24 protein-coding genes and 1 pseudogene are annotated in these 24,573 nt (G+C 60.6%); 19 read left to right on the top strand and 6 right to left on the bottom strand.

What is annotated here, in order from left to right; translation table 11 throughout:
* Window positions 1-24: 24 nt before the first annotated feature.
* Entirely contained in the window at window positions 25-795 is a 771-nt protein-coding gene (locus tag ACX80G_RS11030; protein ID WP_459307690.1) for a mechanosensitive ion channel family protein, read from the bottom strand.
* A gap of 756 nt (window positions 796-1,551) precedes the next feature.
* Here ACX80G_RS11030 and ACX80G_RS11025 point away from each other — a divergent pair.
* From ACX80G_RS11025 to ACX80G_RS11015, 3 genes are all read left to right on the top strand, one after another.
* Window positions 1,552-1,938, top strand: a complete 387-nt coding sequence (locus ACX80G_RS11025) for a hypothetical protein (RefSeq protein ID WP_459307689.1) — start codon at window positions 1,552-1,554, stop codon at window positions 1,936-1,938.
* Between the two features lie 140 nt (window positions 1,939-2,078).
* A complete protein-coding gene (locus tag ACX80G_RS11020; protein WP_459307688.1) occupies window positions 2,079-2,636 on the top strand; it encodes an ECF RNA polymerase sigma factor SigK in 558 nt (185 codons plus the stop codon).
* A gap of 332 nt (window positions 2,637-2,968) precedes the next feature.
* The gene (locus ACX80G_RS11015; RefSeq protein WP_459307687.1) at window positions 2,969-3,217 is read left to right on the top strand and encodes a hypothetical protein; all 249 of its coding nucleotides are present in this window, start codon (window positions 2,969-2,971) and stop codon (window positions 3,215-3,217) included.
* 151 nt (window positions 3,218-3,368) lie between these two features.
* Here ACX80G_RS11015 and ACX80G_RS11010 read toward each other — a convergent pair whose 3' ends face one another.
* Both ACX80G_RS11010 and ACX80G_RS11005 read right to left on the bottom strand, forming a co-directional pair.
* Complete coding sequence (locus ACX80G_RS11010) at window positions 3,369-4,082, bottom strand: GAF and ANTAR domain-containing protein (protein WP_459307686.1); 714 nt, start codon at window positions 4,080-4,082, stop codon at window positions 3,369-3,371.
* A 32-nt stretch (window positions 4,083-4,114) separates the two neighbouring features.
* Entirely contained in the window at window positions 4,115-4,801 is a 687-nt protein-coding gene (locus ACX80G_RS11005; protein ID WP_459307685.1) for a GAF and ANTAR domain-containing protein, read from the bottom strand.
* Between the two features lie 873 nt (window positions 4,802-5,674).
* Here ACX80G_RS11005 and ACX80G_RS11000 point away from each other — a divergent pair.
* The 3 genes from ACX80G_RS11000 to ACX80G_RS10990 all read left to right on the top strand — a co-directional run bounded on the left by ACX80G_RS11000 (window position 5,675) and on the right by ACX80G_RS10990 (window position 8,476).
* Window positions 5,675-6,133 carry a hypothetical protein gene (locus tag ACX80G_RS11000; protein ID WP_459307684.1) on the top strand — a complete coding sequence of 153 codons (459 nt, stop codon included), beginning with the start codon at window positions 5,675-5,677 and terminating at the stop codon, window positions 6,131-6,133.
* A 23-nt stretch (window positions 6,134-6,156) separates the two neighbouring features.
* On the top strand, window positions 6,157-7,701 hold the full coding sequence (locus ACX80G_RS10995; protein WP_459307683.1) for a multicopper oxidase family protein: 1,545 nt from the start codon (window positions 6,157-6,159) through the stop codon (window positions 7,699-7,701).
* Window positions 7,702-8,179: 478 nt separating this feature from the next.
* Window positions 8,180-8,476 carry a transposase gene (locus ACX80G_RS10990; protein WP_459307682.1) on the top strand — a complete coding sequence of 99 codons (297 nt, stop codon included), beginning with the start codon at window positions 8,180-8,182 and terminating at the stop codon, window positions 8,474-8,476.
* Window positions 8,477-8,846: 370 nt separating this feature from the next.
* Here the strand turns inward: ACX80G_RS10990 and ACX80G_RS10985 are convergent, their stop codons facing one another.
* A complete protein-coding gene (locus ACX80G_RS10985; RefSeq protein WP_459307681.1) occupies window positions 8,847-10,118 on the bottom strand; it encodes an alpha/beta hydrolase in 1,272 nt (423 codons plus the stop codon).
* Window positions 10,119-10,550: 432 nt separating this feature from the next.
* Here ACX80G_RS10985 and ACX80G_RS10980 point away from each other — a divergent pair, with 432 nt between their 5' ends.
* From ACX80G_RS10980 to ACX80G_RS10925, 12 genes and pseudogenes are all read left to right on the top strand, one after another.
* Window positions 10,551-10,946 carry a hypothetical protein gene (locus ACX80G_RS10980; protein WP_459307680.1) on the top strand — a complete coding sequence of 132 codons (396 nt, stop codon included), beginning with the start codon at window positions 10,551-10,553 and terminating at the stop codon, window positions 10,944-10,946.
* Between the two features lie 429 nt (window positions 10,947-11,375).
* Entirely contained in the window at window positions 11,376-11,732 is a 357-nt protein-coding gene (locus ACX80G_RS10975; RefSeq protein WP_459307679.1) for a hypothetical protein, read from the top strand.
* Window positions 11,733-12,011: 279 nt separating this feature from the next.
* Window positions 12,012-12,569, top strand: coding sequence for an ECF RNA polymerase sigma factor SigK (locus ACX80G_RS10970; RefSeq protein ID WP_459307678.1), 558 nt, complete (start codon window positions 12,012-12,014; stop codon window positions 12,567-12,569).
* A gap of 125 nt (window positions 12,570-12,694) precedes the next feature.
* Window positions 12,695-13,192 carry a ferritin-like domain-containing protein gene (locus tag ACX80G_RS10965; protein WP_459307677.1) on the top strand — a complete coding sequence of 166 codons (498 nt, stop codon included), beginning with the start codon at window positions 12,695-12,697 and terminating at the stop codon, window positions 13,190-13,192.
* A gap of 352 nt (window positions 13,193-13,544) precedes the next feature.
* Window positions 13,545-15,416, top strand: coding sequence for a glycoside hydrolase family 15 protein (locus ACX80G_RS10960; RefSeq protein ID WP_459307676.1), 1,872 nt, complete (start codon window positions 13,545-13,547; stop codon window positions 15,414-15,416).
* A 69-nt stretch (window positions 15,417-15,485) separates the two neighbouring features.
* A complete protein-coding gene (locus ACX80G_RS10955; protein ID WP_459307675.1) occupies window positions 15,486-16,241 on the top strand; it encodes an SDR family NAD(P)-dependent oxidoreductase in 756 nt (251 codons plus the stop codon).
* A 347-nt stretch (window positions 16,242-16,588) separates the two neighbouring features.
* Window positions 16,589-17,872 carry an ergothioneine biosynthesis glutamate--cysteine ligase EgtA gene (egtA, locus tag ACX80G_RS10950; protein WP_459307674.1) on the top strand — a complete coding sequence of 428 codons (1,284 nt, stop codon included), beginning with the start codon at window positions 16,589-16,591 and terminating at the stop codon, window positions 17,870-17,872.
* Complete coding sequence (gene egtB, locus ACX80G_RS10945) at window positions 17,869-19,224, top strand: ergothioneine biosynthesis protein EgtB (RefSeq protein ID WP_459307673.1); 1,356 nt, start codon at window positions 17,869-17,871, stop codon at window positions 19,222-19,224. Before egtA ends, egtB begins: the two co-directional genes overlap by 4 nt.
* Window positions 19,225-19,226: 2 nt before the next feature.
* The gene (egtC, locus tag ACX80G_RS10940) at window positions 19,227-20,006 is read left to right on the top strand and encodes an ergothioneine biosynthesis protein EgtC (RefSeq protein WP_459307672.1); all 780 of its coding nucleotides are present in this window, start codon (window positions 19,227-19,229) and stop codon (window positions 20,004-20,006) included.
* Window positions 20,003-20,989 (top strand): L-histidine N(alpha)-methyltransferase, encoded by a 987-nt coding sequence (gene egtD, locus ACX80G_RS10935; protein ID WP_459307671.1) that lies wholly within the window; start codon window positions 20,003-20,005, stop codon window positions 20,987-20,989. The genes egtC and egtD overlap by 4 nt, the downstream gene beginning before the upstream one ends.
* Window positions 20,990-21,071: 82 nt before the next feature.
* Window positions 21,072-21,239: pseudogene (locus tag ACX80G_RS10930) on the top strand (S-adenosylmethionine synthetase N-terminal domain-containing protein); the annotation flags it as partial.
* Between the two features lie 207 nt (window positions 21,240-21,446).
* Entirely contained in the window at window positions 21,447-21,716 is a 270-nt protein-coding gene (locus ACX80G_RS10925) for an IS3 family transposase (RefSeq protein WP_459307670.1), read from the top strand.
* Window positions 21,717-21,797: 81 nt separating this feature from the next.
* Here the strand turns inward: ACX80G_RS10925 and ACX80G_RS10920 are convergent, their stop codons facing one another.
* Window positions 21,798-22,016 carry a hypothetical protein gene (locus ACX80G_RS10920; RefSeq protein WP_459307669.1) on the bottom strand — a complete coding sequence of 73 codons (219 nt, stop codon included), beginning with the start codon at window positions 22,014-22,016 and terminating at the stop codon, window positions 21,798-21,800.
* 491 nt (window positions 22,017-22,507) lie between these two features.
* Between ACX80G_RS10920 and ACX80G_RS10915 the strand changes: the two genes are divergently transcribed.
* On the top strand, window positions 22,508-23,110 hold the full coding sequence (locus tag ACX80G_RS10915; RefSeq protein WP_459307668.1) for a hypothetical protein: 603 nt from the start codon (window positions 22,508-22,510) through the stop codon (window positions 23,108-23,110).
* A 186-nt stretch (window positions 23,111-23,296) separates the two neighbouring features.
* Here ACX80G_RS10915 and ACX80G_RS10910 read toward each other — a convergent pair whose 3' ends face one another.
* On the bottom strand, window positions 23,297-24,556 hold the full coding sequence (locus tag ACX80G_RS10910) for a serine/threonine-protein kinase (RefSeq protein ID WP_459307667.1): 1,260 nt from the start codon (window positions 24,554-24,556) through the stop codon (window positions 23,297-23,299).
* Window positions 24,557-24,573: the final 17 nt, after the last annotated feature.

Genomic DNA, 24,573 nt, shown 5'->3' with positions numbered 1-24,573 from the left:
GGACAGTGCGATTTGCGGGTAAATCTAGTAGCGGTGCGCGCCCGGGCCCTGAGGCTGGGCTTTAGGCACCTGCTGCTGGGCCTTGGCCTTCGTCTGCTGCGCCTGCTCCTTGACGGATGGTGCGTTCTGGGCCTGCTCCTTGATCTTGGGGGCTTCTTCCTCAGCCTTGGTGAGGTAGGTTTCCCAGCGCTGGGACATTGGCTTGATCAGCCCGCCGCCCGCGCCGACGACAATCACTCCGCCAATGGTCGCGAGAACCGCGATCAGAATCGGGGTGGTGACGGTGACAGCGATGTCCACCTGGTTCAGCGCAGCGATGACGCCGATGCCGATGATGAAGATGCTCGCAATGTTCGCCAGCACCTTGCCGTAGGACAGACCGCCGAGGGCACGCTCAATGAGAGTCTTGACTGCTGCAGCGATCGCCGCGCTGATGATGACGATGATGATCGCGATGATGATCTTTGGCAAGAACGCGATGATGCCCGCTAGCAGGTCACTGACCGGGTTCTGGCCGAAGACACCGAAGGCGAACTGCAGAACGAACAGGACCAGCGTGTAGTACAAGATCTTCGCAATGATGTCACTGGCATCCAAAGACGACTTGTCAAGTGCCTTCTTCACCCCGCCGCGCTCGACCAAACGGTCGAATCCAACCTTCTCCAGCACCTTCGACAGTGCCTTCGAGATCGCTTTGGCGATCAACAACCCAACAATAAGGATGACGAGGAAGAGCAGCAGTAACGGCACAAATGCCACCACTGCCGCCAACCCGCCCATAAGTGTTTCCTGCATGAATTACCTCCGAGTGGAACTAAGTGGTACGTGAACCATGGCAGACTTTCCCCCTGATGGGAAGCCGTCTTACTAATCTTGTTGGGTTCAAGTGTGATGATGGTTGAAGCCCAACACAGCGCTGTGTAGCTGGCCGATAACACCTAGCTGTATGGGGGAAATAGTGTTTCCCACCAATACAGACGCACCCCGACGAAGACCCTCACCCGGAATCACGAAATAGTTTCATCAAGCCTGCAAGATAGTGGAGGCACTGCCTGCCCGAGTCATCCCTTCGGATGGTAAGAACCAGCAAATGGAAGCGGACCCTTCCTGGATGCGCGTTACTTGACATGGCAAAGCAGCCTCGGGGATTCCGTAGCCGTTCGGCCGGAGCCCGAACGGTTTCGCCTTTTGCGCAGACCCTTGGCCAGCTGGGGAGCCCCTAACCGGTGGCATTTTCGAGTGGGGGCTTCTCGTCATCTATTGCCCACGCATGGTGCGGAACCGGGTGCAGATCCGCAACCAGTCTTTTGGCAACCGCACTAAATATGGCGAATCACGAAATTTACCGCCATCGAAGGCTGGGCGCAGTCGTCCTCGCGCTGTTTACTGTCGTCCTCTTCATCGGGGTCTAAGCCTCACGAGTTCGCGGGGGAGTGGTTCGACGCCCCGGATTTAGGGCGCGTGGACTCGTGGGGGGATCAGGGTTAGATTGGTTGTGTTGCCCTAGACCCCGGCAGTGATCGTATTCGTCACTGGAGTAAGGGGAGAATCATGGCCATTTATGGCAACGACTCATTCCGGCAGTCGGTTCTGATGACTGAGGCGCGTGATAGCACCGCGTTGACGGACATATCCGGTATTCCCGTGCAGAGTCGGCCTGGGCTGGAGGGCAGGCTTAGCCTTTTGGTGCAGGTGAACATGGATATGAGTTTCGCTACGGTAATGGTGCGTGGGTCGCTGACCTTGGAGAACTACGACTCGCTGATACATGTGATTGCCCGCACGAGTTACCTGGCGTCGGAAATGTCGATCACGGTGGATCTCAGCGAAGCGAAAACGATCGACCGTGAAGCCATGAGTAGGCTACGCAACTATCCTTCCTGGGCCATTGTGGGGCCCGCATGGTGCCCCACGCATAGGCGACGGGCGCGAGCATGAAAGCCAAGATTAGGATAGGAGCGCAGGATCCTAGCCCTGCGAAACCGATTATATCGGGCGGTTCCTGGAGCGTGGCGGGCGAAGCGCCGGCTCAGTCGGTGCCTCTTAGTGCAGAGATTAGACCCATTACCCGTGCCGGAATGAGTGCGAATACGGGGGATACCTTGGTGGAACTGCTTTATAAGACCGGGCAGGGTAACGAAGAGGCCTTTACCTTGTTTTACCGGAACACCGCGGGCCGGGTCCATGGGCTGGCCAGACGGGTGATCCGCGACCCGGACCTGAGTAGTGATACCTCGCAGGAGGTGTATTTGCAGGTGTGGAGGACAGCGGCTCTCTATGATCCTTCCGTTGGTAGCCCGATGGCTTGGCTGATGATGATCACCCACCGCCGTGCAGTGGATCGGGTCCGATCGGAACAAAGCGCCACCAACCGTGCCGCCCGATACGGGGTCGCAGTGTTGGTCACTGACTATGACAACACGGTGGAAACCGTTATGCACCGGGTTGAGGTTGAGTCCGTGGTGGGATGCCTGAAAACCCTGACCAGTATGCAACGAGAATCGATACAGCTCGCCTATTACGGTGGCCTCACCTACCGGGAGGTGGCCGAAACGCTCGGTGTGCCGCTGTCGACCGTCAAATCCCGGATCAGAGACGGGCTGCTGCACCTAAAAGCCTGTATGGGGGTGAGCTGAAGACGCGACTGCGGCATGGCCGGCCGGAACTAACCCGTCAACTCAGTCAGAAGACGCCCGTACCGTTCCGCGGAGCACGGCAGATACCCCCGCTGGGTGCCGGAACTGCAAAACAAGTTCACATTTGTGCACCCTGCGAGAGTGCTCCAACATAGTTGCACCGCCTCGCGGGCTTCATTATAGGTCGCCTCGGTGGCTGCAATTCGGCTTGTCTCAGTCTCGCTCCCGCTGCGTACAGTTCCCGTCAGCTCCATTTTCGACCTTCACTATTTACCGCGCTGAGAGCCTCGCGCTGTCACCCCCGCAATTCTATTTAACAGGTTAGGATCATCTTGGAATTGAAGCTCTCAGGAGGCTCGATCATGGATTTGAACGGTAAGAAGCTTATTACACCGAATGATCCATTTCCCGAGAATCTGAACGCCTTAGATGATACGACGTTGGAAGTTCTTTATGCCCGCGTCCGCAGGGAACTGGACGCGGAACAGCTGGACTGTGATCCCCAGCTAGAAACTGAAGACAGGCTCGAAGAGCTAAGAGCTGAACTTGACCGGCGGGAAACCAACACTGCACTTGGGTGACTTGGATGCTCCCGAGGCCACCACACAACGATGCATCTAGGGTGAAGTTGAGTCCAACTCTTCATCGCTGGTACCGCCGCGACCAAAGTGACACATCCGCGCGGCGACGTCCAAACAACCAGGCAATGGACCCATACGACGTTCGCGGAGTTTAGATGGTGAGGGTGCGGTTGAGCACGGCTTCTGCTGCGTCGTGGAGGTTGCGGCTGTTGGCCCGCGAATAGCTGCGCAGACGCTGGAACGCTTCGTTTGTACTGATGTTTTGTATGTGGGCGATCATGCCCTTGGCTTGTTCGATGAGGATCCGGCTATTGAGGGCTTCCTGTAGCTGCTCATTGACGACATCAGATTCTCTGGCCGTGCGTTTTTGTAGAAGGCTGATGGTCGCGACGTCGGCTAACGCTTGACCGATGGCTACGTCTTCGTCGGTGAGTTCTCCAGTTTCGGTCCGGAACAGGTTCATCGCCCCGATGGTTCTGCCGTGTAAGCGCATCGGGAAGGCATGGACGGACTGGAATCCCTGAGATGTTGCGGCGTCCCTGAACTCGGGCCACCGGTCTTTTGTCCCAGCAATGTCACGGATAGTGACAGGGACCCCGGTCGTATAGCACTCAACACACGGGCCGGCACCGGATTCTTGTTGGAGTACTTCAACTAAGTGGCTTTCCTCGCTGGTGGAGGCCAGCACCTGGAGCACTCCGTCGGGGCCTGCCAGCATCAATCCGGCGGCCGTGGCGTCGAGCAGCTCGACGGACTGCTCAACAAGGGTATGCAGCAGTTCCAATACGTCGTAGTCGCCGACCAGGGTGTCCGCCAGTTTAACGAAAGCCGCACTGACCCGGCTTGAGCGGGTAGTCATTTCCATATAAAGATGCTAGCAAAGTCCAGCTACCTATATCAGGGGACGGAGGGGGTGAAGTCCAAACGCCTTTCCAGAACGTCGTCGGAGGTTTGGCGAAGAGTGAGCCCATTGGCGAACGCGTGGCCGCGCAGTAACAGCAAGGCGTCCGCGGCTTTCCCACTAGTTTGCGCTACTACCATCCCTGTTGCCTGATGGATTTCCCGGCGGGACAACAACGAGTCATTCTGGTGTTCGCCGTCTTCGGGGTCCACGGCCAGGATGGTGCGCAGCAAAGTCCACGCGGCGCCGTCAACGAGGGAACGCGCCGTCGCAAGCTCTGGCCCGCTCAGTGGTCCAGGGTTGGTGCAGTACAGTTCGACCACCCCAACATCCATCGCACCAACGACCATCGGAAAGACGAACAAGGCTTGGGCCTGCGTTTCCTGCAGGGCCTTGCCGAACACCGGCCAGGCCTCATGGGACGCTGAACGTACCCGAGGAATCAACACCGGCAACCGGGAACTAGTTGCAGTCCATCTGGGGCCTTCGCCTAAATCGAATTGCAGCTCATCCAGCCGGGCCGCGAGGGCATCGCTGGCATACAAAGCGGTTTCTTGTGAGGACCCGCCGAACGCGGATAGCGCAGCCCCTGTCACCGGCAGCGCGTCGATAAAAGATGCGCAGAGGGTGGAACAGACTTTTTCCAGTCCGTCCCCCAGCCCGGCCCCCGTTCCATCACTCATCGCCAGGGCTCCCAACCGAACGAGCAATGCGCGGTAACGGTAGGGGAGGGCGGCAGCGGACCCAAATCACGCAACGAGGCCAGGGACAACATTCTTCTCACCCTTTCCAACGGCCGCCCATTCCCAGGCAGTGGGTAAGAGCTGGACCGCATTTGAATCATTTTATTCTAAACGCATTCAACCAGGCTGGAGTAGCCCTAGAGGGGTGTGGGCAGACATCCATATGGTGTGTACTACGACGGAATTGGTGCCGGTAGAGGGGTAGACGGATACCCCACCCCTGAACTAAGTCGCTCTTGAACTAAGTACAGGACAGCCGCCGGAGGAGTCCATGGATGCTGGCGGGGTTACACGGCTCTGACGGGTGGTTTCTCTTCCCCGACCGGACGTAAGCGTGGAAATAGAAACCCGGGCAGGGACGTCGCTAATCCGATCGCAATCCACCATCGGCGATAACTAAGGTGCCATTTTCTTGCAGCGGGATAAGCCCTTTTCAGAGGAACAACTCGAGCCTCCGTCGACTACTCGGTGTGAGAGCCCTGGAAAACACGTAGCCACTACTCGTGCGGAGACAGCAAGGAGCGATCACTGTTAACAGAGTCGCAAAAGTGACGATGAGTTTCAAGGAGCAGGTTTATCAATGGCACAGAACAGGCCGATGACGACGAACTTTCTGCCCATCGCTCCACCCGTGTCGACGCAACACCGCACCGTTGCTGACGTGCAGTTCGAGCTGCGTGCGCAACGTTTTGAGTTTTGCGAGTCGTCCGCTTTGTTCGGGTTAGGTGCATAAGCAAACCCCCAACTGCTGTAGGAATCCTCCGCGCGTGTCCGAATCTAGGGTTAGAAAGATTTCCGATGATACCTCAGAGTGTGCCCACGCAGACGGTTCACCACTCGGTAGTGACGCTGCCGCTCGCGGGGTGGCTCATGTTGGCCGCCGCTGTCCTGCACCTGTGGGAGGTCCAAGACCACGGTCGGGCCTGGTGGGGGTATGGGGTGTTCTTCGTTTTGATCGTCCTAGGGCAGGGCCTGTACGCACTGCTGCTTCCCCGTTACCCCGGCGTCCGCGCCTTACTGTGGGCCGGCGTGCTCGGCAACCTTACGCTGATCGCGCTGTGGGCCTGGTCGCGAACGGTCGGTCTGCCCGTCGGGCCGCACCGCGACGTAGAGGCGATCGGCCCGGTCGATGCCGTGACGATCACGCTACAGCTGCTCGTCGTGGTCCTACTCGTCCAGGCCTTAGTGCGCGGGCGTGCCGCGAACCGCTCCTTCGGCGGTGTCTACCGTCGCGACGCCCTGACACCCCCGAACTCCGCCCTGTTGCCCTAACCCTGGAAAGAAGACCTGCTGCAATGGACCCGAACCCTGCTGCAATAAACCTGAACCGTCCTGCAATAAACCTGAACCGTCGCGACGCACTCAAGATCGGCGTCCTCACCGGCTCCGCCGTCCTGTTCCCCTTCGGCAATACCGCACTGGCGTCCCACAGAAACGGTGGCGGTGGGGGGTCGAGCCCGGCCTTCACCCCCTACACCCGCCGGCTTCCCGTTCCTCAGCCTCTGGTCCCGCAGTCGAGCACGGCGTCGGGCGACGTCTACGCCATAACGATGGGGGCGGGGACGGCGGAGATTCTCCCGGGCGTCTCGACGCCTATCTGGGGCTACAACGGTCAGTATCCCGGGCCGTTGCTGCGTACCCGTAAGGGGCGGCAAATGGTGGTCCACCAGACCAACAACCTGCTGGTGCCCACCTCGATCCACACACACGGCGCGTACGTCGATGGCGACTCCGACGGGCATCCGTCGGACACGATCGCACCCGGTGCCACCAAGACCTACACCCTGGGTAACAACCAGAATGCCCGGACGCAGTGGTACCACGACCATGCGGAGCACATCAGCGCCAGCAACGCCTACCGCGGCCTGGCTGGCTTCTACCTCATCGATGACGCCTTGGACGACGCGCTGCCGCTGCCCAAGGGCAATTACGACGTCCCGATCGTCGTGCAGGACCGGCGCTTCAACGCCAACGGGACGCTGTGGTACCCGGCGAACGCAACCGTCGCGGCCACCGACGCGGGCTTCGAGGGCGACGTCCTGGTCGCCAACGGCAAGGCGCAGCCCTTCGCCCCGGTCGCGGCCCGACGCTACCGCTTCCGCTTCCTCAACGGCTCCAACGCCCGCCCCTACCTGCTGCGGCTGTCCAACGGTCAGTCCTTCCAGCTCATCGCCACCGAAGGCGGGCTGCTGGAGGCGCCGGTCACCCTAACCGAGCTGCCGATCTGGCCGGCCGAGCGCTACGAGGTCGTCATCGACTTCGGCCGGGTCCCGGTCGGCACGTCGGTCTACCTCGACAACGGCTACGGCAGCGGGTCGGTATCGCGCATCCTGCGCTTCGACGTGGTGCGCGCTGAGACCGACCCGAGCTCGGTGCCGGCCGTCCTTCGGCCCGCAGCCGACCAGGCCGACGCAACGCACATCGCCACGACCGCGGCGGCGTCGGTCCTGACCCGCGGGTGGAGGTTCGGCAAGAGCTGGGACGGCCTCTACACGATCAACGACAAGATCTACGACAAGAACCGCATCGACGCGCTACCCAAGACGGGAGACACCGAGATTTGGGAGTTCGACAACGGCTGGGGTTGGTCGCACCCGGTGCACATGCACCTGGTCAATTTCAAGATCCTGGACCGCAATGGCCAGCCGCCGAAGGCCCACGAGCGGGGCTGGAAGGACACGGTGATCCTCAACCCGCGCGACAAGGTGCGCGTGCTCGTGAAGTGGCCCGCCGTGCCCATCGGGCCGACCCCGGGCGCGTTCCTGACCCGCTACGCCTACCACTGCCACAACCTCGAGCACGAGGACCACGACATGATGGCGCAGATCCGGGTCGTCTGACCTCGCCGCAGCGCGCTTTGAGCAGTGGCTTACCGCCGGCTCTGCCCCGACCAGATCCGGCGGTCAACCGTGAGCAGCAGCGCAACCCCTGACGCCGGGGTCCAGACAGCCCGCAGCGGCGTTGGTCTGGCCCGGTCGCACCGTTGTCGTTCCATGCCGACTTTCCCGGCCTGCGCCGGTTTTGGATCTCACCCGCAGGATCGTGTGGGTCGCCCCCTGGTCATCATCGGTCCATGCGACGATGAGCACCTGTCGGTCGAGGGAAGCGGGGTACAGCCGCCCGCCGGGAGTTGTTGCCCCCAAAGCCGGTTGATGATCTCCGCAAGGTCACTAATCGTCCGAGCGGAATCCGGTGGCATCGACAGGTGGTAGTGAGGGTGTGCCTCTGAATTGCGCATCGCAACGTGAACTGACGTGCCCCATGGTTTGGTTACCGGCTATGGTCTGAGGATTGGGCTTCTTTTGAGAGGTTTCACCTATGCCACGTCCCTTTCCCATCGAGTTCCGAAGAAGAGCTGTCGAGCTCGTCCGGGCCGGCAAACCCATCACGACAGCTGCGGTCGAACTCGGTGTCAGCGCTGCCGCGATCCATAACTGGGTTCGCCAAGATCAGATCGACCGAGGCGAACGCACCGGCATCACGACGCCGGAGAGCATTGAGCTGGCGAAGGCGAGAAAGCGGATCCGGCTACTTGAGGAAGAGGTAGCGATCCTGAGGACGGCATCGAAGCTGTTCGAGGAGGACCGACCCAACCCAAAAGGGTTCACTTGCTGATCGATGCGCTAGTCGAGACAGGTCATCGGGTTAAGCTTTGCTGCCGCCTCCTGGGGGGCGGGTGGGGATCAACAATCAGCCGCGGCTTGTGAACGAGGGCAGGGCTTTGCTGTTGGAAGACTGGTAGGCCACGCCCACCAGTCGATCCCTCACCGCTGTGCCAGTATGCACGTCCGCTTCTTCGGGTTTCCGCATTCGTAACAGCCCCTTCTCGTGGCACGATTCTTGTAAACATGGCACGGGCTGATGGCGGTTCGCTGGCTCGCTAAAAGCAAACGACAGTGGCTTCCACGCCTACTTGTCAGGCAAGTGTGGAAGCCACTGTCGTCCCCGGGGGAGCTACGTTCCGGGGCTGGTGCGCTGGTTTTTCTTAGTCGGTGTGAGCTGCTGTTTTGCGGCGAGTGGTGAGGATCGCTGCGGTGGTGAGGATCAGGACTGCGGCGAGGGCGGTGATGCCGATCGTGGTTTCGTCGGTGTTTATTGCCGGGGTTCCTGGAACACCGGTGTCCACTCCACCGGTGGGCATTTGTCCCATCTGGGTGGAGCCGAAGTTGCGGGCGTCCAGCCAAGCGGAGACCTCGGCCGAGAATTGGTCTTTGCTGTTGTGGAGGGTGAGTGCGTGGCCGGTGGCCGGGATGTTGACCGCTGTGACGTCGTTACTGCCGGTCAAGAGACTGGCTTGGGGTTCTGCGAGGACGGGATAGATGGCGTCGCTGTCCCCGGTGAGGACGAGCGTGGGAACATCGATCGATCCGATGTTGGCTTTGTTTGTGTCCACTGCGTCCTTATAGGAGGTGATGTCACCGCAGGGGTCCATGTTGCGCAGGCCCGCCGTGGTATCCACCACTGCTGGTTCAGCGTTGTCGGTGAAAAAGTGGGCCTTGATGAACATTTCCGGGGTGTCCGCCCCGAAGAAAACGTACCCGGGGGACCCGGGGTCACCTTCGGAGAGCGTTCCGCCTGCTTCGCAGGCCGCGATGGCTGTTTCCAGGGCGCCCATCGCAGCGGGGGAGACAGTGGTATCGGAGTAGGACAGGACCATCAGCGCGTCGATGTCCCCGAAGCTGTAGGCGGCTGCCTGGGCGATGATTCCTCCAACGGAATGCCCGGCGAGCACCACTTCGGGGAAGGAGGGGGCGGCTGCTGTGTCGTCGGCCTGGTATTGGCCGCTGCGCAGTTGCGTGACGATCTGGTGGGCAATATCGGCGCGGGATCCGAAGCAGATGCCGGTGCCGTCGGGCTTGTCGGAGGAGTCGTAGCCGAGTCGGTCGACGGTGACGGTCACGTGCCCTGCTGCGGCCTGCTTTTGGGCGAAGTTGTAGCCGGGCTGTTCGCTGTAGTTGCCGAAGAACTCGCCGTAGCTGAGCCCGTGGAGGAGAAGGGTCACGGCTTGCGGATCGTCCAAGGCCTGCTGGGGGCCGGTGATGCTGCCTCGCACGGTGTAGGTTTCACCGTCAGCTTCGCAGGGGATTTTGCTTCGGTTGATGTTCTGGACTTCGAAGCTCACTTCCCGCTGCACGGTCTGCGAACCATCCGCCGCGCCCGTAGCGGGCCCCGCGGCCTGGGCAAGGGGTGCGGTGCCGAGAAGAAGAAGCGGAGTAAGGACAACTCCAGTTAGAAGGGGTTTGAAACGCTGAAACATGGCAACCTTTCACACGCCGCAGTCGCACCGAACCCAGGAACCACACCATTGCTGGTTCCATGGACGGCTGAGTGCGAACTCATTGATGAAGAGGAGAAGAGCTTCTTGGTGTCGCCACTGCCCCAAGAGGTGCGACACTTATCAGCGTACTGTCAATGTCCGTGAGCGTCCATCGTTTTATCAGTCCACGTCGAAAAGATGGCTGTGAATACCCTTGGTGGAGTCCCCCGGGGAGTTAGCTTAAAGCCGTCCAATTTGTGGGGGAGCGGCAGTTCATGTGTGGGGGCGACTTGGCGTATGTGTATGTTGGGCGTGGTCGGAGGGTGTGTGGGGTGGTTACGAAAGAGTTTCGGATTCATACCAATCCGGTCACGGTCCTGGCCCCGAATGGGTATTGTCCTTCAACTCCCAACAGAATTATGGAGGCACGATATGCAGAATCTTTTGACGAAGTCCCTGGCCGCAACCGCTATCAGCGGTGTGATGATCCTTGGAGGCGCCAGTATGGCCGCCGCCGACAGTACTGAGACCAGTGTGGACGAGGTCACCACCCAGGTGAGCGATAACCAAATCGCTGACAGCGGCAACTTCTCGCTGGATGACATTCTCAATGATGTGCTGGACCTTGGTGATGTTGCGAGCAACAACAACGTGCTTAACGGGATCGACACCGATGTGTCGGATAACTTGAACGGCAATTTCAGCGGTAATGACGCTGATGTTGACGCCAATCCTGATGTGGATGCCGACGTCGATGCCGATAACTCGGTCGACGGCTCTACTGACAGTGGCGAGGACAACGAGGGCCTGCTGGGCGGATTGCTCTAGCCAAACCCTTCAACAATGGTGTGGCACCTACCCCGAACCTGGGGTGGGTGCCACACTCATGTCCGGCACCAACCACCGGCGGCCAGTCAGAGCCAGCTAGCCACTACCGCCATCTGGGTGACACCCATTTCATAGGTCGAGTATCTTAACGACTCGCCCATAAATGGCTGGGGAAGAGCGGGTCAAGACCGTGATTCCGGCTGAGGACAGCTCTAGTAAGGGGTATCTTCATTCTCCGGCTGCGGGTCCGGCATTGCGGGTCATGCATTTCGTCCGCTGATGCAGCCGATGCAGTTTCGTCCATTTTCTAGGGAGCGGCCTAACGCAGTCGGATTCAGGGCGCATGGACTCGTTGGGGGATCAGGGTTAGATTGGTTGTGTTGCCCTAGACCCCGGCAGTGATCGTATTCATCACTGAAGAAGGGGACAATGATGACCATTTTCGGCAACGAATCATTCCGGCAGTCGGTTCTGATGACTGAGGCGCGTGGTAGTACGGCGTTGGCGGACATATCCGGTATTCCCGTGAAGAGCCGGCCTGGTTTGGAGCGCAGGCTTAGCCTTTTGGTGCAGGTGAACATGGATATGAGTTTCGCTACGGTAATGGTGCGTGGGTCGTTGACCTTGGAGAACTGTGAGTCGCTGGTACGTGTCATTGCCCGCACGAGTTATTTGGCGTCGGATCTGTCGATCACGGTGGATCTCAGCGAAGCGAAAACGATCGACCGTGAGGCCGTGAGTAGGCTACGCAACTATCCTTCCTGGACGATCGTGGGGGCTCCATGATGATTCGTCGCCAGCCCTATCTGGTAGTTGATGGTGCAGTGTCCGGGTGGAGTATCACGGATAGGCATAGTAATCGTTGAGGGTCCGCGCCGATCCGCCCGGCGCACGGGCGGGGCTAGAGGGACGGGCGCGAGTATGAATGCTAAGACCCTGATCAGACTGCGGGATCCTGGTCCGGGGAAACCGATTATACCGGGCGGTTCCGGGAGCGTGGCGGGCGAAGCGCCGGCTCAGTCGGTGCCTCTTAGTGCAGAGATTAGACCCATTACCCGTGCCGGAATGAGTGCGAATACGGGGGATACCTTGGTGGAACTGCTTTATAAGACCGGGCAGGGTAACGAAGAGGCCTTTACCTTGTTTTACCGGAATACCGCGGGCCGGGTCCATGGGCTGGCCAGACGGGTGATCCGCGACCCGGACCTGAGTAGTGATACCTCGCAGGAGGTGTATTTGCAGGTGTGGAGGACAGCGGCTCTCTATGATCCTTCCGTTGGTAGCCCGATGGCTTGGCTGATGATGATCACCCACCGCCGTGCGGTGGATCGGGTCCGATCGGAACAAAGCGCCACCAACCGTGCCGCCCGGTACGGGGTGGCTGTGTTGGTCACTGACTATGACTGCACGGTGGAAACCGTTATGCACCGGGTTGAGGTTGAGTCCGTGGTGGGATGCCTGAAAACCTTGACCAGTATGCAACGAGAATCGATACAGCTCGCCTATTACGGTGGCCTCACCTACCGGGAGGTGGCCGAAACGCTCGGTGTGCCGCTGTCGACCGTCAAATCCCGGATCAAAGACGGGCTGCTGCGACTAAAAACCTGTATGGGGGTGAGCTGAAGACGCGACTGCGGCATGGCCGGCCGGAACTAACCCGTCAACTCAATCAGAGGACCCGCACCGTTGCGCGGGGCACGGCAACCAAACCCATCCCACTTATTCCACAACTGATGAAGGAGAGAAACATGTTTGAACACTTCAACACCCCTGAGGAAATTTTCAGCTTCAAACTTGGTTCTGCGCTGACCATGGAGCGCGACACCTTGGCCATGCTCGGTGAGCTTGAGAAGGCGGCGAAGCGACCGGAGCTCAAAGCGCTGCTGAAGGACCATGCCAAGGAGACGGAACAGCAGATCGACAACATTGAACGTTCCTTTGAGCTGCTCGGAGAAGAGGTCAGCGACTCCCCTTCTCCGGTCACCAAAGCGATGGCCAAGGAAGGGAACTCGATGCTCGGCAAGACCGACACCAGCCTCGTCGACGTCGTAATTTTGGTCGGGGCACTGGAAACCGGGCACCACAAAATCGCTGTTTACGAAACGTTAGTGACAAACGCGCAAGCCCGTGGCGCGAGTGACGTTGCGGCCCTGCTGCGGCGGAACCTTGACCAAGAGGAAAACGCTAAAGACAAAGTCAAGGCGTTCGGCAAACGCATCTCGACCGACGGCATCGCCTACCCATAAAGCCAGCACCCACACCAGCAGAAAAAGCCAGAAACCCCATGAATGCTGGATTGATTGTGTCAACTAGGCAGGTGAATCGATTCACCACGCGTCGCTGACCCTCCGCACCGGCATCCCACTGGAGGTGCTGCGCGATCAGGTGGCGCAGTTCCCCATCTTCGACGAGGCATATTTTGCGGCCCTTGAGAAGTTCAGTTCGTAAATTCCTTGGGTAGAAGGATAGGGCGGAGGGTGAATCCCTAGGGGGGGTCAAAGCCTGGCAGCGAAGCCGTGGTGAAGATGATTGCGCGACGGGGAGACGTTCCCAGCACGAGACAGGCGTAGTCGGGGCAGGAAGAGTCGGAGGACGTGTATGAATACGAGGAAGTCCAGTGGGCAGGAGCAGTCAGGGGCGGTCATTTCGGACTATGGTCTGCTCGGTGACTGTCAGGGATCGGCTCTTGTCTCACGGGAGGGATCGGTGGACTGGTGGTGCCCAGCACGGTTTGATGCGCCCAGCGTGTTTGGCCGCCTGCTCGATGTGGATGCCGGATACTGGCTCATCTGTCCGACAGAAGATTTCACGGTCGGCCGACGGTACCTGCCGGGCACGATGGTCGTGGAAACGGACTTTCACTGCGGAAGCGGGGATCTCCGGCTCACGGATGGCCTCTCTTTAGGAAGGGGGGAGCGGGGGCACCAGATCGGGTATAGGTCCCCGCAAATGCTCGTCCGCCGGTTGGAGGTAAGCCGGGGGCAGGTACAGGTGAAGGTCGAGTTGGCGCCAAGGATGGAATACGGGCTCATCACGCCGGGCTTCACACGGACTGCTGCGGGGTGGGAAATAGCAGGAGGCGCTGACCGGCTATCCCTAACCGGCGACATCGCACTCAACGTCGAAAACGGGTCTGCGGGCGGAACGTTCACCCTCAACGCCGGTGAGAGCGCGATGTTCGCCCTGCAACATCGCAGTTCGGTCGACGGTTCGGTTAATAGTTCGGTGGTTGGTCCGGTTGACGATGTTGGTGGGGAGCCGGATGGTGCGGACCGGCTCAGGGACACGATCGCGGCGTGGCGGTCGTGGAGCGAGATTCATCAGAGTTATCAGGGGCCCTACCGGGAGCAGGTGCAGCGCAGTGTGCTGGTACTGCAGGCCCTGACGTACCGCCCGACCGGGGCAGTGGTCGCTGCGGCGACGACTTCGCTGCCGGAGGAACCCGGCGGAAGCGCGAACTGGGATTACCGGTTCGGATGGCTGCGTGATGGCAGTCTGACCCTTAAAGCGCTGTGGGTTGCTGCGTGCGCCGATGAGGGACAGCAGTTTTTTGATTGGATCACTTCTTCAGCCGGCCCGACGCGGGAGGGCCACCTGCAGATCATGTTCGGCGTCGGCGGGGAACACGACTTGAGCGAACATTCCCTTGACCACCTCACCGGGTATGCGCAGTCCCGGCCGGTACGGGTCGGTAATGATGCCTGGAACCAGACCCAGCTCGATGTCCTCGGGGAGGTCTTCGAATGCGCGTGGATACTGCGTGATCAACTCGGGGAACTACCAGCCCAGACAGCGGGGTTTTTGGTGGCGGTCGCTGACCGGGCCGCGGGGACCTGGCACGAAAAAGACTCAGGAATATGGGAAGGACGCGAAGGCGACCGGAACTACCTGACATCGAAGTTGATGTGCTGGGTAGCGCTGGACCGGGCGGTGAAACTCGCCGACCGCCTCGGTGCTCCTGACAAGGTGGCGGGGTGGGAGTCTGAGCGCGACAAAATCCGGGCGGCAATCCTGGAGCGGGGCTGGAACAGCGAGGTCAACGCGTTCACCGGTGCCTTCGATTCCGATCACCTCGACGCCGGTGTCCTCTTGATGCCGATGATGGGATTCCTGCCCGCCAACGACAACCGTGTCCTGGCGACGATGGACGCCATTGAACGGGATCTTTCCACCGGGGCCCTGGTCCAGCGGTGGACGGATGCAGGAGATGAGGGTGCGTTCATTATCTGTTCCTACTGGTTGGCCGCCGGACGGGCCATGGCAGGCCAAATTGGGCAGGCGAAAAAAATCTTCGAGACCGTCACCGGGTACGCCAACGATCTCGGGCTTCTCTCCGAAGAAGTTCACATTCATAAAGGGACCCTGATCGGTAATTTCCCGCAGGGACTCTCACACATCGGCCTCATCACTGCCGCCTCGGCCATCGCGCAAGCCGAACACCCTGAAAACCAGCAGGACCACCAACACTGAACTTCCAAACCACCAATGAGCACCAACTAAAGGAGATGGAAAGAAGTTATGGGAAAACTGGAGAACAAGGTGGCCTTCATCACCGGATCCGACTCGGGGATAGGTCAAGCCACAGCCGTCGAGTTCGCCCGCGAGGGCGCCGACATCGTCGTGCACTACCTCGAGGACGAAAAAGGCGCCAACACCACCCGGGAACAGGTCGAAGCCCACGGTCGTCAAGCGATCGTGGTTCAGGGAGATCACGGCGACGAGGCCAAGGTGCAGGAAATGTTCCACGCCGCATTCGAAACATTCGGGCGGATCGACATTCTCATGAACAACGCCAGCGTCGACGCGTCAGGGACCTATGTCGCGGATCTGGAGATCGCCGACTTCGAACGCACGATGCGCAGCAACCTCATCGGGCAGCTGATCTGCTGCAAACACTTCATTAACCATCGCAAGCAGCAGGGCGGCGGCGGAAAAATCATTAACACAACCTCGGTCCATGAAGAGCAGGCACGAGCAGGCGCGGCTGACTATGACTGTTCCAAAGGCGCCCTGCGCAACCTCACCCGCACCCTTGTACTGGAGGTCTCCGAGCTCGGCATGACGGTCAACAATATTGCCCCCGGTATGGTCCTGACCCCGTTCAACCAGAAAGCGATCGACGACCCCGAATATCGCAAGGAGCAGGTCAAAAGCATCCCCCTGAAAAGAGCCGCTGAACCCGGGGAAATCGGTCGTCTGGCTGTATTTCTTGCCTCCACCGACGGAGACTACGTGACCGGGGCGACGTACGTGATGGATGGCGGGCTGATGCAAATGTCCGGTCAAGGCGCCTGATCCCGCACCGCACAATAAGCAGCACAGGCCGGGATCTGGATGACCCGGCAGGCATTGCACCGGCATATCCGTTCCGCTTGTCGAAGAGTTGCGGCTGGGCGGAGGGAAGACCTCCGCCTAGGTGTGGGCCCTTCCGGGTGGATCACGAGACCGGGCGCTTTGTGACCGGGATGGGCAGGGGAGGCGCCGGGAACAATCGGTGCAGCCGCTTGTTGGAAGAATAACGAACCGCGTTGTAGAGGACGCGTTGTTGTGGATGGATAGGAACGGGAACTACACGGGCTTCGTTGCTGGTTGAAGGACCGTTGAGCTATTGATGCAGCCGCATCACGATGAAAGGATTATTGATGGTGTCGATGTCAGGTTTGGGGTACGAAGCACGGCCGCTGTCGGAGGCCGAGGCGGAAATCTATGTCGCGTCGGTGTGTTTCAAGACCGGCCCTCCGGGGGCGGTGGGCGTGGAGATCGAGAGAATTGTGCACGATCCTCTCGATCTGGGGCGGGCTGTACCGGTAGCGGAAGTCCAGGCTGCCGCTACTAAAACGGAAGGCAAGCTTCCCGGCGGTGGTGTCATCACCTACGAGCCGGGAGGGCAGCTCGAGCTGAGTTCGGCGTGCGGAGCGGACCTTCCCGCGGTCATCGAAGCAGTAAGATCCGATCTGGCTGTTCTTGACAGGTCTATCGAGAACGCGGGCCTTTCCTTCAGCAGCGTGGCCCTGGATTCGTCCCGTTCCCCGGTGCGAACGCTGGATCATCCACGTTACGCGGCTATGGAAGCCCATTTTGATCGTGCAGGTCCAGCCGGGCGGATGATGATGTGTTCCACCGCGTCCCTTCAGGTATGCCTGGATGCCGGTCTTTCCGGGAATGGTTCGGGTAGTGCGGTGCAGCGTTGGGAGCGGCTTCATCAGCTTGCTCCGGTGCTCGTGGCACTTTTTGCCAACTCCCCGTTCCGGCATGGGGCACCCAGCGGTTGGCAGAGCACACGTCAGGGCGTGTGGTTGAAAATCGATCCGTCCCGCACGTCGCCCGTTCCGCATTCTGATGATCCGCCCGTCGCGTGGGCCCGCTACGCCCTCGACGCGTCAGTGCTGTGCATCCCGGCGTCGCATGGTTCGTGGGAAGCGCCACGCGGTTTGACCATGCGGGGCTGGTTGCGCGGGCAAGGGCCCCGACCGGTCACGCGGAAGGATCTCGACTATCATCTCAGCACGCTCTTTCCGTTCATCCGTCCCCGGGGTTTCCTTGAGATCCGGGTGATCGATGCGCAAGCCGGTGCGGACTGGGAAGCCGTCGCAGCGATCACGACGGCGCTGGTGGATGACGAACGGGCAGCTGACATAGCTGCCGATGCATGTACGCCAGTGACTGCGCTGCCCGATCCGATGACCGCCGCGGCACGGGACGGGCTGGCGGATCCGGTCCTCGGCTCAGCAGGGCGTCGTTGTGCTGAGGTAGCGCTGGGCGCCATGGAACGGCTTAATGTCGATGCCAGTACAAGAACCAGGGTGGAAGCGTTCATCGAACAGTATGCAGCGCGCGGGCGCTCTCCCGCAGACCAGCGGATCGACGCTTGGCGCCGCACCGGCCGGTTTTTCGATCTCGAACAGCGAAAGGAAAACGTCCGATGATGAACTATGAGGTTTCCGCGGGTGCCTGCGCTACCCCTGAAACATTGCGTGCCCTCATTGCGGAGGGCCTGGAGCATACGCGCCGTCGTACGCATGTCCTCACCGCGTGTGACGAGGAGGAGTTACTCAAGCAGCATTCTCCGCTGATGTCTCCACTGGTGTGGGATCTGGCGCATGTAGGTAGCCAGGAAGAACTATGGCTGGTCCGCGATGTCGGCGGGATGGAGCCCCTGCACCCTGAAATCGACAGGCTTTACGACGCCTTCGAGCATTCGCGCAGCAGCCGCCCCTCGCTGCCGCTGCTGGCACCCTCGGAATCCCGGGGTTACCTTGCCCAGGTGCGCTCCAAGACCCTGGACATCCTGGAACGGGTTCCTCTGGAGGGTTCGCCGCTGCTGGAGGGCGGGTTTGCGTTCGGCATGATGATCCAGCACGAGCAGCAGCATGCCGAGACCATGCTGGCCACCCACCAGCTCCGGGTAGGAGAACCCGTATTGCATGCCGTGGATCCGGCCCCCGGGGTGCTGGCCAGCAAGGCAACCTTGCTTCCGCCGGAGGTGCAGATTTCGGCAGGGTCATTCACGATGGGCACATCGGTGGAACCGTGGGCACTGGATAACGAGCGGCCCGCCCATGAGGTGCACGTTCCCGGCTACTGGATCGACACCGTTCCCGTCAGTAACGGCGCCTTTCTAGATTTCGTGGACGACGGCGGGTACGCGAATCCGAACTGGTGGACGCCGGAGGGGTGGAGCCATTGCAATTATGAAGGACTGACAGCGCCGAAGTACTGGATGCGGGACGGCAACCGGTGGTGGCGTACCCGTTTCGGTGTCGTCGAACCGGTCCCCCTCGACGAACCGGTACAGCACGTGTCCTTTTTCGAAGCCGAAGCCTACGCCCGGTGGGCCGGGCGGCGTCTACCCACGGAGGCTGAGTGGGAAAAGGCCGCACGGCACGATCCGGTCAGCGGCCGTTCCCGGCGTTATCCGTGGGGTGACGAGGATCCGACGGCCCGGCATGCGAACCTGACCGGAGCAGCGCTGCGGCCTTCCCCGGTCGGGTCCTACCCTGATGGGGCATCAGCGCTGGGGGTCCGCCAGTTGATCGGGGATGTATGGGAGTGGACTTCCACCGACTTCGGCCCTTACCCGGGATTCCGGTCGTTTCCTTACCGGGAGTACAGCGAAGCCTTTTTCGGTGGCGGCTACAAGGTGCTGCGCGGTGGCTCCTGGGCGGCCGGCGGAACGGCGAGCCGGGGAACGTTCCGAAATTGGGACTACCCCATTCGACGTCAGATCTTCACCGGCTTCCGGACCGTCCGGAATGACGCTTCAGGTCGGGGGGAATAGAAATGTGCCGTCACCTGGCGTTCCTGGGACCGCCGACCTCGCTGGCCACGCTGATCTCGGCGCCCGAACACGGTCTGCTCCGGCAGTCGTGGGCGCCCCGGTTCCAACGCAACGGCACGATGAACGCGGACGGGTTCGGTGTCGGGTGGTACGCCGCAGGAGATCCCCTGCCAGCCCGCTACCGACGCGCCGTGCCGATGTGGACGGACCAGTCCTTCGCTGACGTGGCGCGGGTCACTACCAGCGGGGCGGTTCTGGCTGCCGTCCGTTCGGCTACACCTGGTACGACGCCGGACGAGGCGGCCGCTGCCCCCTACGCTTCCGGGAAGTGGCTATTCAGCCACAACGGACGGATCAACGACTGGCCACAGTCCGCGGAGGCACTTGCCGCCACACTGCCGCCGGCACGGCTACTCGCCCTCGAAGCCCGGGTCGACTCCGCCCTGCTGTGGGCGCTGGTCCTAGAGCAACTTGATTCCTTGGACCACGCGGTTGAAAATTCCCCTGCGAACGCTCTTGCACGTGTAGTGACCGATGCCTCCGCCGCCAGCACGGGCAGGTACAACTTCCTCCTGACCAATGGAACCACGATTGCTGCCACAACTGCCGGTGATACCCTTTTCTGGCGCTCAGATCACAGGGGGACCATCGTCGCCAGTGAGCCCTCCGACGATGGCACAGGGTGGCACGAGGTTCCGGACCAGTCCCTACTGGTCGCCACTTCACACGGCATCGACATAAGCCCGCTATTTTCCGCAGAGATGGAGCCCGCGCTCACATGAACCCTTCAAAAACCGCACTCGAAATAGTCCACCATCTGCCCCCGCACTACCTTGAGCGCACCATACGTGAAGACGTACGCGCGGGGTTGACCAAACCGGACAAAACTTTGCCGCCCAAGTGGTTTTACGACAAGAGAGGCAGCGAACTGTTCGAGCAGATCACGCAGCTCCCCGAGTACTTCCCCACCCGCGCCGAACGGCAGATCCTTAAGGATTACACAGCGGAGATGGCGGCGGCCAGCCCTACCGAGACGCTTATCGAACTCGGCTCCGGCTCCTCAAGGAAAACCCCCCTGCTGCTTGACGCGCTGAAGGAAGCCGGGGACCTGCGGAGCTATGTTGCCGTGGACGTCAGCGACAGTGCACTAACCGAGGCGAACAGTGAGCTGTCCCGAAACTATCCCGATCTGATCCTGCAGGCTGTGGCCGCCGATTTTGAATTGCAGCTGCAGCTGCTCCCGAGGGTTGGACGCCGAATGGTGGCATTCCTCGGCGGCACCATCGGGAACCTCGAACCAGATGCCCGGGCTCGGTTCCTGACCCAAGTGCGGGAACTGTTGGGTCAGGAGGGCGGATCATTGCTGATCGGCACCGGCCTGGTGCAGCCGCCGGAGATCCTGATTCCCGCCTACGATGACTCGAGCGGTGTCACCGCTGACTTCAACCGCAATGTGCTGCGCGTCCTCAACGCGGAGTTGGGGGCTGATTTCGACGTCGAGGCGTTCGAGCACGTGGCGGTGTGGAACGAAACTGAGGAGTGGATCGAGATGAGACTCCGAGCTACACGTGCCATGCAGGTGAGCCTGCCGGGCGCCGGATTTGAAATCAGCTTCGACCGGGGTGAAGAATTACGCACCGAAATATCCGCGAAATTCCGTCCCGCGGGAATCACAGCAGAACTTGAAAACGCACACCTCACCATCGTCGGGCAGTGGACGGACACTGAGGGACAATACGCGATGACCTTAGCCGAACCCCTCTGAGCCACCTATCAGCGGAACGGTTGTTCAATTGTGGAAAAGCCATGTTCGCGTGACTGTCCGTCCAATCAAGTGAAGTGAGCACATGAATTCAGGCATTTCACATACGTCCGCCTTGCGGCTTTTCGCCTCGGAATCAGTAACCGCGGGCCATCCGGATAAAATGTGTGACCAGATCAGCGATGCCATTCTTGATGGTCTGCTGGCGCAGGATCCCCACTCGCGTGTGGCTGGCGAAACGCTGGTGACCACAAGGCGTTAGAGGCACGGCTGCGGGAGCTGGAACGGGAGAATGATTTTCTGAAAAATGTTTCGTTGTTCTTCGCCAGAGAATAACGTTAGAAGACCTCTACCGCTTTGTTCAGGAGAAGAACGCCGAATTCCCTGTTACCTGGATGTGCGCCCGGCTGGCATTCCGCGGGTCTCGTACTACCGATGGCTGGACCGCAAAGAATCGGCGATGGCTGCCCGGCACCGAGAGCTGGCCGGCCACGTCAAGGCCATGTTTGATTCCTCCGACGGGATCTTCGGCCACAGGATGGTCCACACCAAACTCACCGCAGCCGGAGTCGAGGTTTCCGTCGGAACGGTGGCCGCGATCATGGCGGAGAACGGCTGGGCGGCCAAGGGGATGCGCGCGTTCAAACGCACGACCATCCCCTCGGATTCCGACAAGGGTCTTCGCGGACCTTATAGGGCGCTTCCATCACACCAGAAACTAGTGCCATAGGTCACCCGACTATGGGAGAGAGAGCGCTAGTTGGCCTATCCGGGATCCCTGCAAGGGATGCCTAGTACCGGGATTCATCCGCTACTTCAGACCGGAGTGGGCATGCGTGAGCAGATAAACGCGGCGGTGTAGTTCGAGCTTTCGTTCGGTCTCCCGCCGTCGTTCACCCTGCTGGCTAAGGATCGTCCGCTGACCGGCGCTCCTACCTTTTTCAAGCTTCCTGGACTGAGGAATCGCAGGCCGCACTAGCGGAAGGATCGGTGAAGCACCCAACCGGGCGTGGGTTTGCTCTGAACTCATGGTCAATCCTTTGCTAGGTGAAGCCTAGAACGATCCGTCTCACCCATGATCCGGTCCAGCGCCCCTTTTGCATAGGGCTTCGAAAACGACGGCCACAATTTCGCGCTCTTTCAGCTGTTGACCACGTGGAGAAATGATTACCTTCGCACGAATGGGAGGCTCAAAATCGGATTGCCCCAAATTTTTTACTTCCGCCTGGATGCACTGCAATCGTCGGTGATCCACCCCAAATTTATGACGGGCAGATTCGCATTGTCTTGGTTTGCCTCCACGAATAATAGGGGCAGTTCTGCGCGAACGCCCAGTGTCTTCGTTCGAGTGAACCCTGGTGGATGAGACCGGCTGGCGTGATGAACACGAGCGCCAGAATATTTGGACCATGCTGACCCGCGCGTCGCTTCACACATCAACCTTCGGATGACCTATATGGAACCGTCTGTTGTACTCACAGACAACTCAAGGACCAGGGAGCGGCGGCGGTTCAATGGGCGGTGGTTCGATGGGCGGTGCTGGGAGCGGCGGCGGTTCGATGGGTGGCGGTTCGATGGGTGGTGGTTCGATGGGTGGTGGTTCGATGGGTGGTGGTTCGATGGGTGGTGGTTCGATGGGTGGTGCTGGAAGCGGCGGCGGTTCAATGGGTGGTGCTGGAAGCGGTGGTGATTCGATGGGTGGAGGGAGCGGCGGCGGAGGGAGCGGCGGCGGTTCAGTGGGCGGCGGAGGGAGCGGTGGTGATTCGATGGGTGGAGGGAGCGGCGGCGGTTCAATGGGTGGTGGAGGGAGCGGCGGCGGTTCAATGGGCGGTGCTGGAAGCGGTGGTGGTTCAATGGGCGGCAGCGGTGCTGGTGCACCCGGACCTGGAGGTGGCCCCTGTGGGGCAGGGGCAGCTGGGGATGAGGGAACTAATTCACTCGGTGCAGGCGCGGATTCTTTCGGTGACGGTGTTTGCGGTTCTGGTGCAGGTTGGGTTGGATCTGATTGGTCGCCGGCCCGGGTATCGAGGTGGGTGCGGAGGGCGGCGATGGCGTCTTCTATGCGTTGCTGCCGGTCGGGTGGAACGGATCCGCTGGACGCCAGGGCGTCCAGGCGGACGCTGAGTTTATCTAGAATTTTTAGGGCTTCTTCGTAGTTTTCGTCGACGGAGAGCCGTGTGACGGCTAGCACCTCGGATTGGAGCTGTCGGGCCGCGTCCGGGCTGTAGCCCCCTGAGGTGTTGCTGCAGCCGCTGAGCAAAGCCACGCTGAGAGCTACCGCCGAGGTGCGGTTGAGGAATCGGGTGATTGTCATTGTGGTGCCACGCTGTCCTGTAGCTCCTGCAGTAGATCCCCGAGTTCCCCTGGGGCCGCAGGATAGGGAACGGGAACGGGGGAGGGTCCGTCTCCGATGTCGATGGCTGGCACTATCAGCACCGTTAAAACCAGCAGCGCAACTGCCAGGATAAGAGCTATCAGCGCCCATTGCATGGCGCCCGGTCTGCGGCGCTGCCCCGAAGGGTCCTGCTTCCCTTCCCGATGCGGCTGCGCCAGATCCCCGTCCGGTGGGGTGATGATTGAATGCGAGGGTAATTTACCTGTCCTGCTGGCGGTGGGTATGGCTGAGGTTTTCTGACCATCCTGCGGCGCATAACCTTGCCGGAGGGCTGAGGTTGGCGTAATCGTTGAGATGGACTCTAGATCTGATGTCCTTTGATCATCACTGTCTGTTGCTCGCGGAGTACCGGAACCGGGGAGAGAACGTAGCGCTAACGCTGTATCTGCGGCGCTGGGGCGCTCTAAGGGATCCCGGGCGGTCATGGCCTGGAGTAGCTGGGTCCAGCCGCTGCCCAGCGCGACAGGAACCGGTGGGCCGCGATACAACCGTGCCGCAGCGGATGCTGCCGCGGGCCCCGGGAAAGCGGTGTTTCCGGTGAGGCATTCCAGTAGCACCAGCCCCAGAGAGTAGATATCGCTAGCTGGAGTGACGGAAATGCCCTCAGCCTGTTCGGGGCTCAGGTAGGCGGCAGTGCCGATGGACTGTCCAGTGGCGGTCAACCGTGTCCCGTCCATCAGCCGCGCAATGCCGAAGTCCGTGAGTTTGGGGTTCTGCGCCCGCTGAGCGTCCCCATGGCTACCGAGGAGGATGTTGGCGGGTTTCACATCGCGGTGGACTATGTCGCGGCCGTGAATGTATGTAAGGGCGTCGGCCACTCCGGCGCCCATGGCCACTGTCTCTTCTTCGGTGAGTGGCGCATTGTATTTGGCACGGTGGAGATCCTCGCCGTGGACCAATTCCATGACTAGGTAGGCTTGCGGGTGTAGCGTTGCGGTCTCCGTGCCGACGTCAAAGACCGTGACGAGGTTGGGGTGGCTCAGTCCGGCCAGGACTCTGGCCTCGCCCTGCTGCCGGTCGGTCTCATCATTTCCGATCGCGCCCGCACGGAAAAGCTTGACTGCCACGTCCCTGCCGAGTACCTCATCGCGCGTCTGGTACACCGATGCCATCCCACCCTGACCGATGAGAGTGCCAAGCCTGTACCGCCCGCCAAGGGTCATACCGGTTGGCACACCGCCAGGTATTTCCT

The sequence above is a fragment of the Arthrobacter glycogeni genome (assembly GCF_054510815.1).
Note: the sequence above shows the minus strand (reverse complement) of the source record. Positions and strands in the feature narration are given on the sequence as shown.

Coding starts and splice junctions, on each gene's coding strand:
- ACX80G_RS11030 (WP_459307690.1), bottom strand. CDS start 795: ATGCAGGAAACACTTATGGGCGGGTTGGCGGCAGTGGTGGCATTTGTG.
- ACX80G_RS11025 (WP_459307689.1), top strand. CDS start 1,552: ATGGCCATTTATGGCAACGACTCATTCCGGCAGTCGGTTCTGATGACT.
- ACX80G_RS11020 (WP_459307688.1), top strand. CDS start 2,079: ATGAGTGCGAATACGGGGGATACCTTGGTGGAACTGCTTTATAAGACC.
- ACX80G_RS11010 (WP_459307686.1), bottom strand. CDS start 4,082: ATGGAAATGACTACCCGCTCAAGCCGGGTCAGTGCGGCTTTCGTTAAA.
- ACX80G_RS11005 (WP_459307685.1), bottom strand. CDS start 4,801: ATGAGTGATGGAACGGGGGCCGGGCTGGGGGACGGACTGGAAAAAGTC.
- ACX80G_RS10995 (WP_459307683.1), top strand. CDS start 6,157: ATGGACCCGAACCCTGCTGCAATAAACCTGAACCGTCCTGCAATAAAC.
- ACX80G_RS10990 (WP_459307682.1), top strand. CDS start 8,180: ATGCCACGTCCCTTTCCCATCGAGTTCCGAAGAAGAGCTGTCGAGCTC.
- ACX80G_RS10985 (WP_459307681.1), bottom strand. CDS start 10,118: ATGTTTCAGCGTTTCAAACCCCTTCTAACTGGAGTTGTCCTTACTCCG.
- ACX80G_RS10980 (WP_459307680.1), top strand. CDS start 10,551: ATGCAGAATCTTTTGACGAAGTCCCTGGCCGCAACCGCTATCAGCGGT.
- ACX80G_RS10975 (WP_459307679.1), top strand. CDS start 11,376: ATGATGACCATTTTCGGCAACGAATCATTCCGGCAGTCGGTTCTGATG.
- ACX80G_RS10970 (WP_459307678.1), top strand. CDS start 12,012: ATGAGTGCGAATACGGGGGATACCTTGGTGGAACTGCTTTATAAGACC.
- ACX80G_RS10965 (WP_459307677.1), top strand. CDS start 12,695: ATGTTTGAACACTTCAACACCCCTGAGGAAATTTTCAGCTTCAAACTT.
- ACX80G_RS10960 (WP_459307676.1), top strand. CDS start 13,545: ATGAATACGAGGAAGTCCAGTGGGCAGGAGCAGTCAGGGGCGGTCATT.
- egtA (WP_459307674.1), top strand. CDS start 16,589: ATGGTGTCGATGTCAGGTTTGGGGTACGAAGCACGGCCGCTGTCGGAG.
- egtB (WP_459307673.1), top strand. CDS start 17,869: ATGATGAACTATGAGGTTTCCGCGGGTGCCTGCGCTACCCCTGAAACA.
- egtC (WP_459307672.1), top strand. CDS start 19,227: ATGTGCCGTCACCTGGCGTTCCTGGGACCGCCGACCTCGCTGGCCACG.
- egtD (WP_459307671.1), top strand. CDS start 20,003: ATGAACCCTTCAAAAACCGCACTCGAAATAGTCCACCATCTGCCCCCG.
- ACX80G_RS10925 (WP_459307670.1), top strand. CDS start 21,447: ATGGCTGCCCGGCACCGAGAGCTGGCCGGCCACGTCAAGGCCATGTTT.
- ACX80G_RS10920 (WP_459307669.1), bottom strand. CDS start 22,016: ATGAGTTCAGAGCAAACCCACGCCCGGTTGGGTGCTTCACCGATCCTT.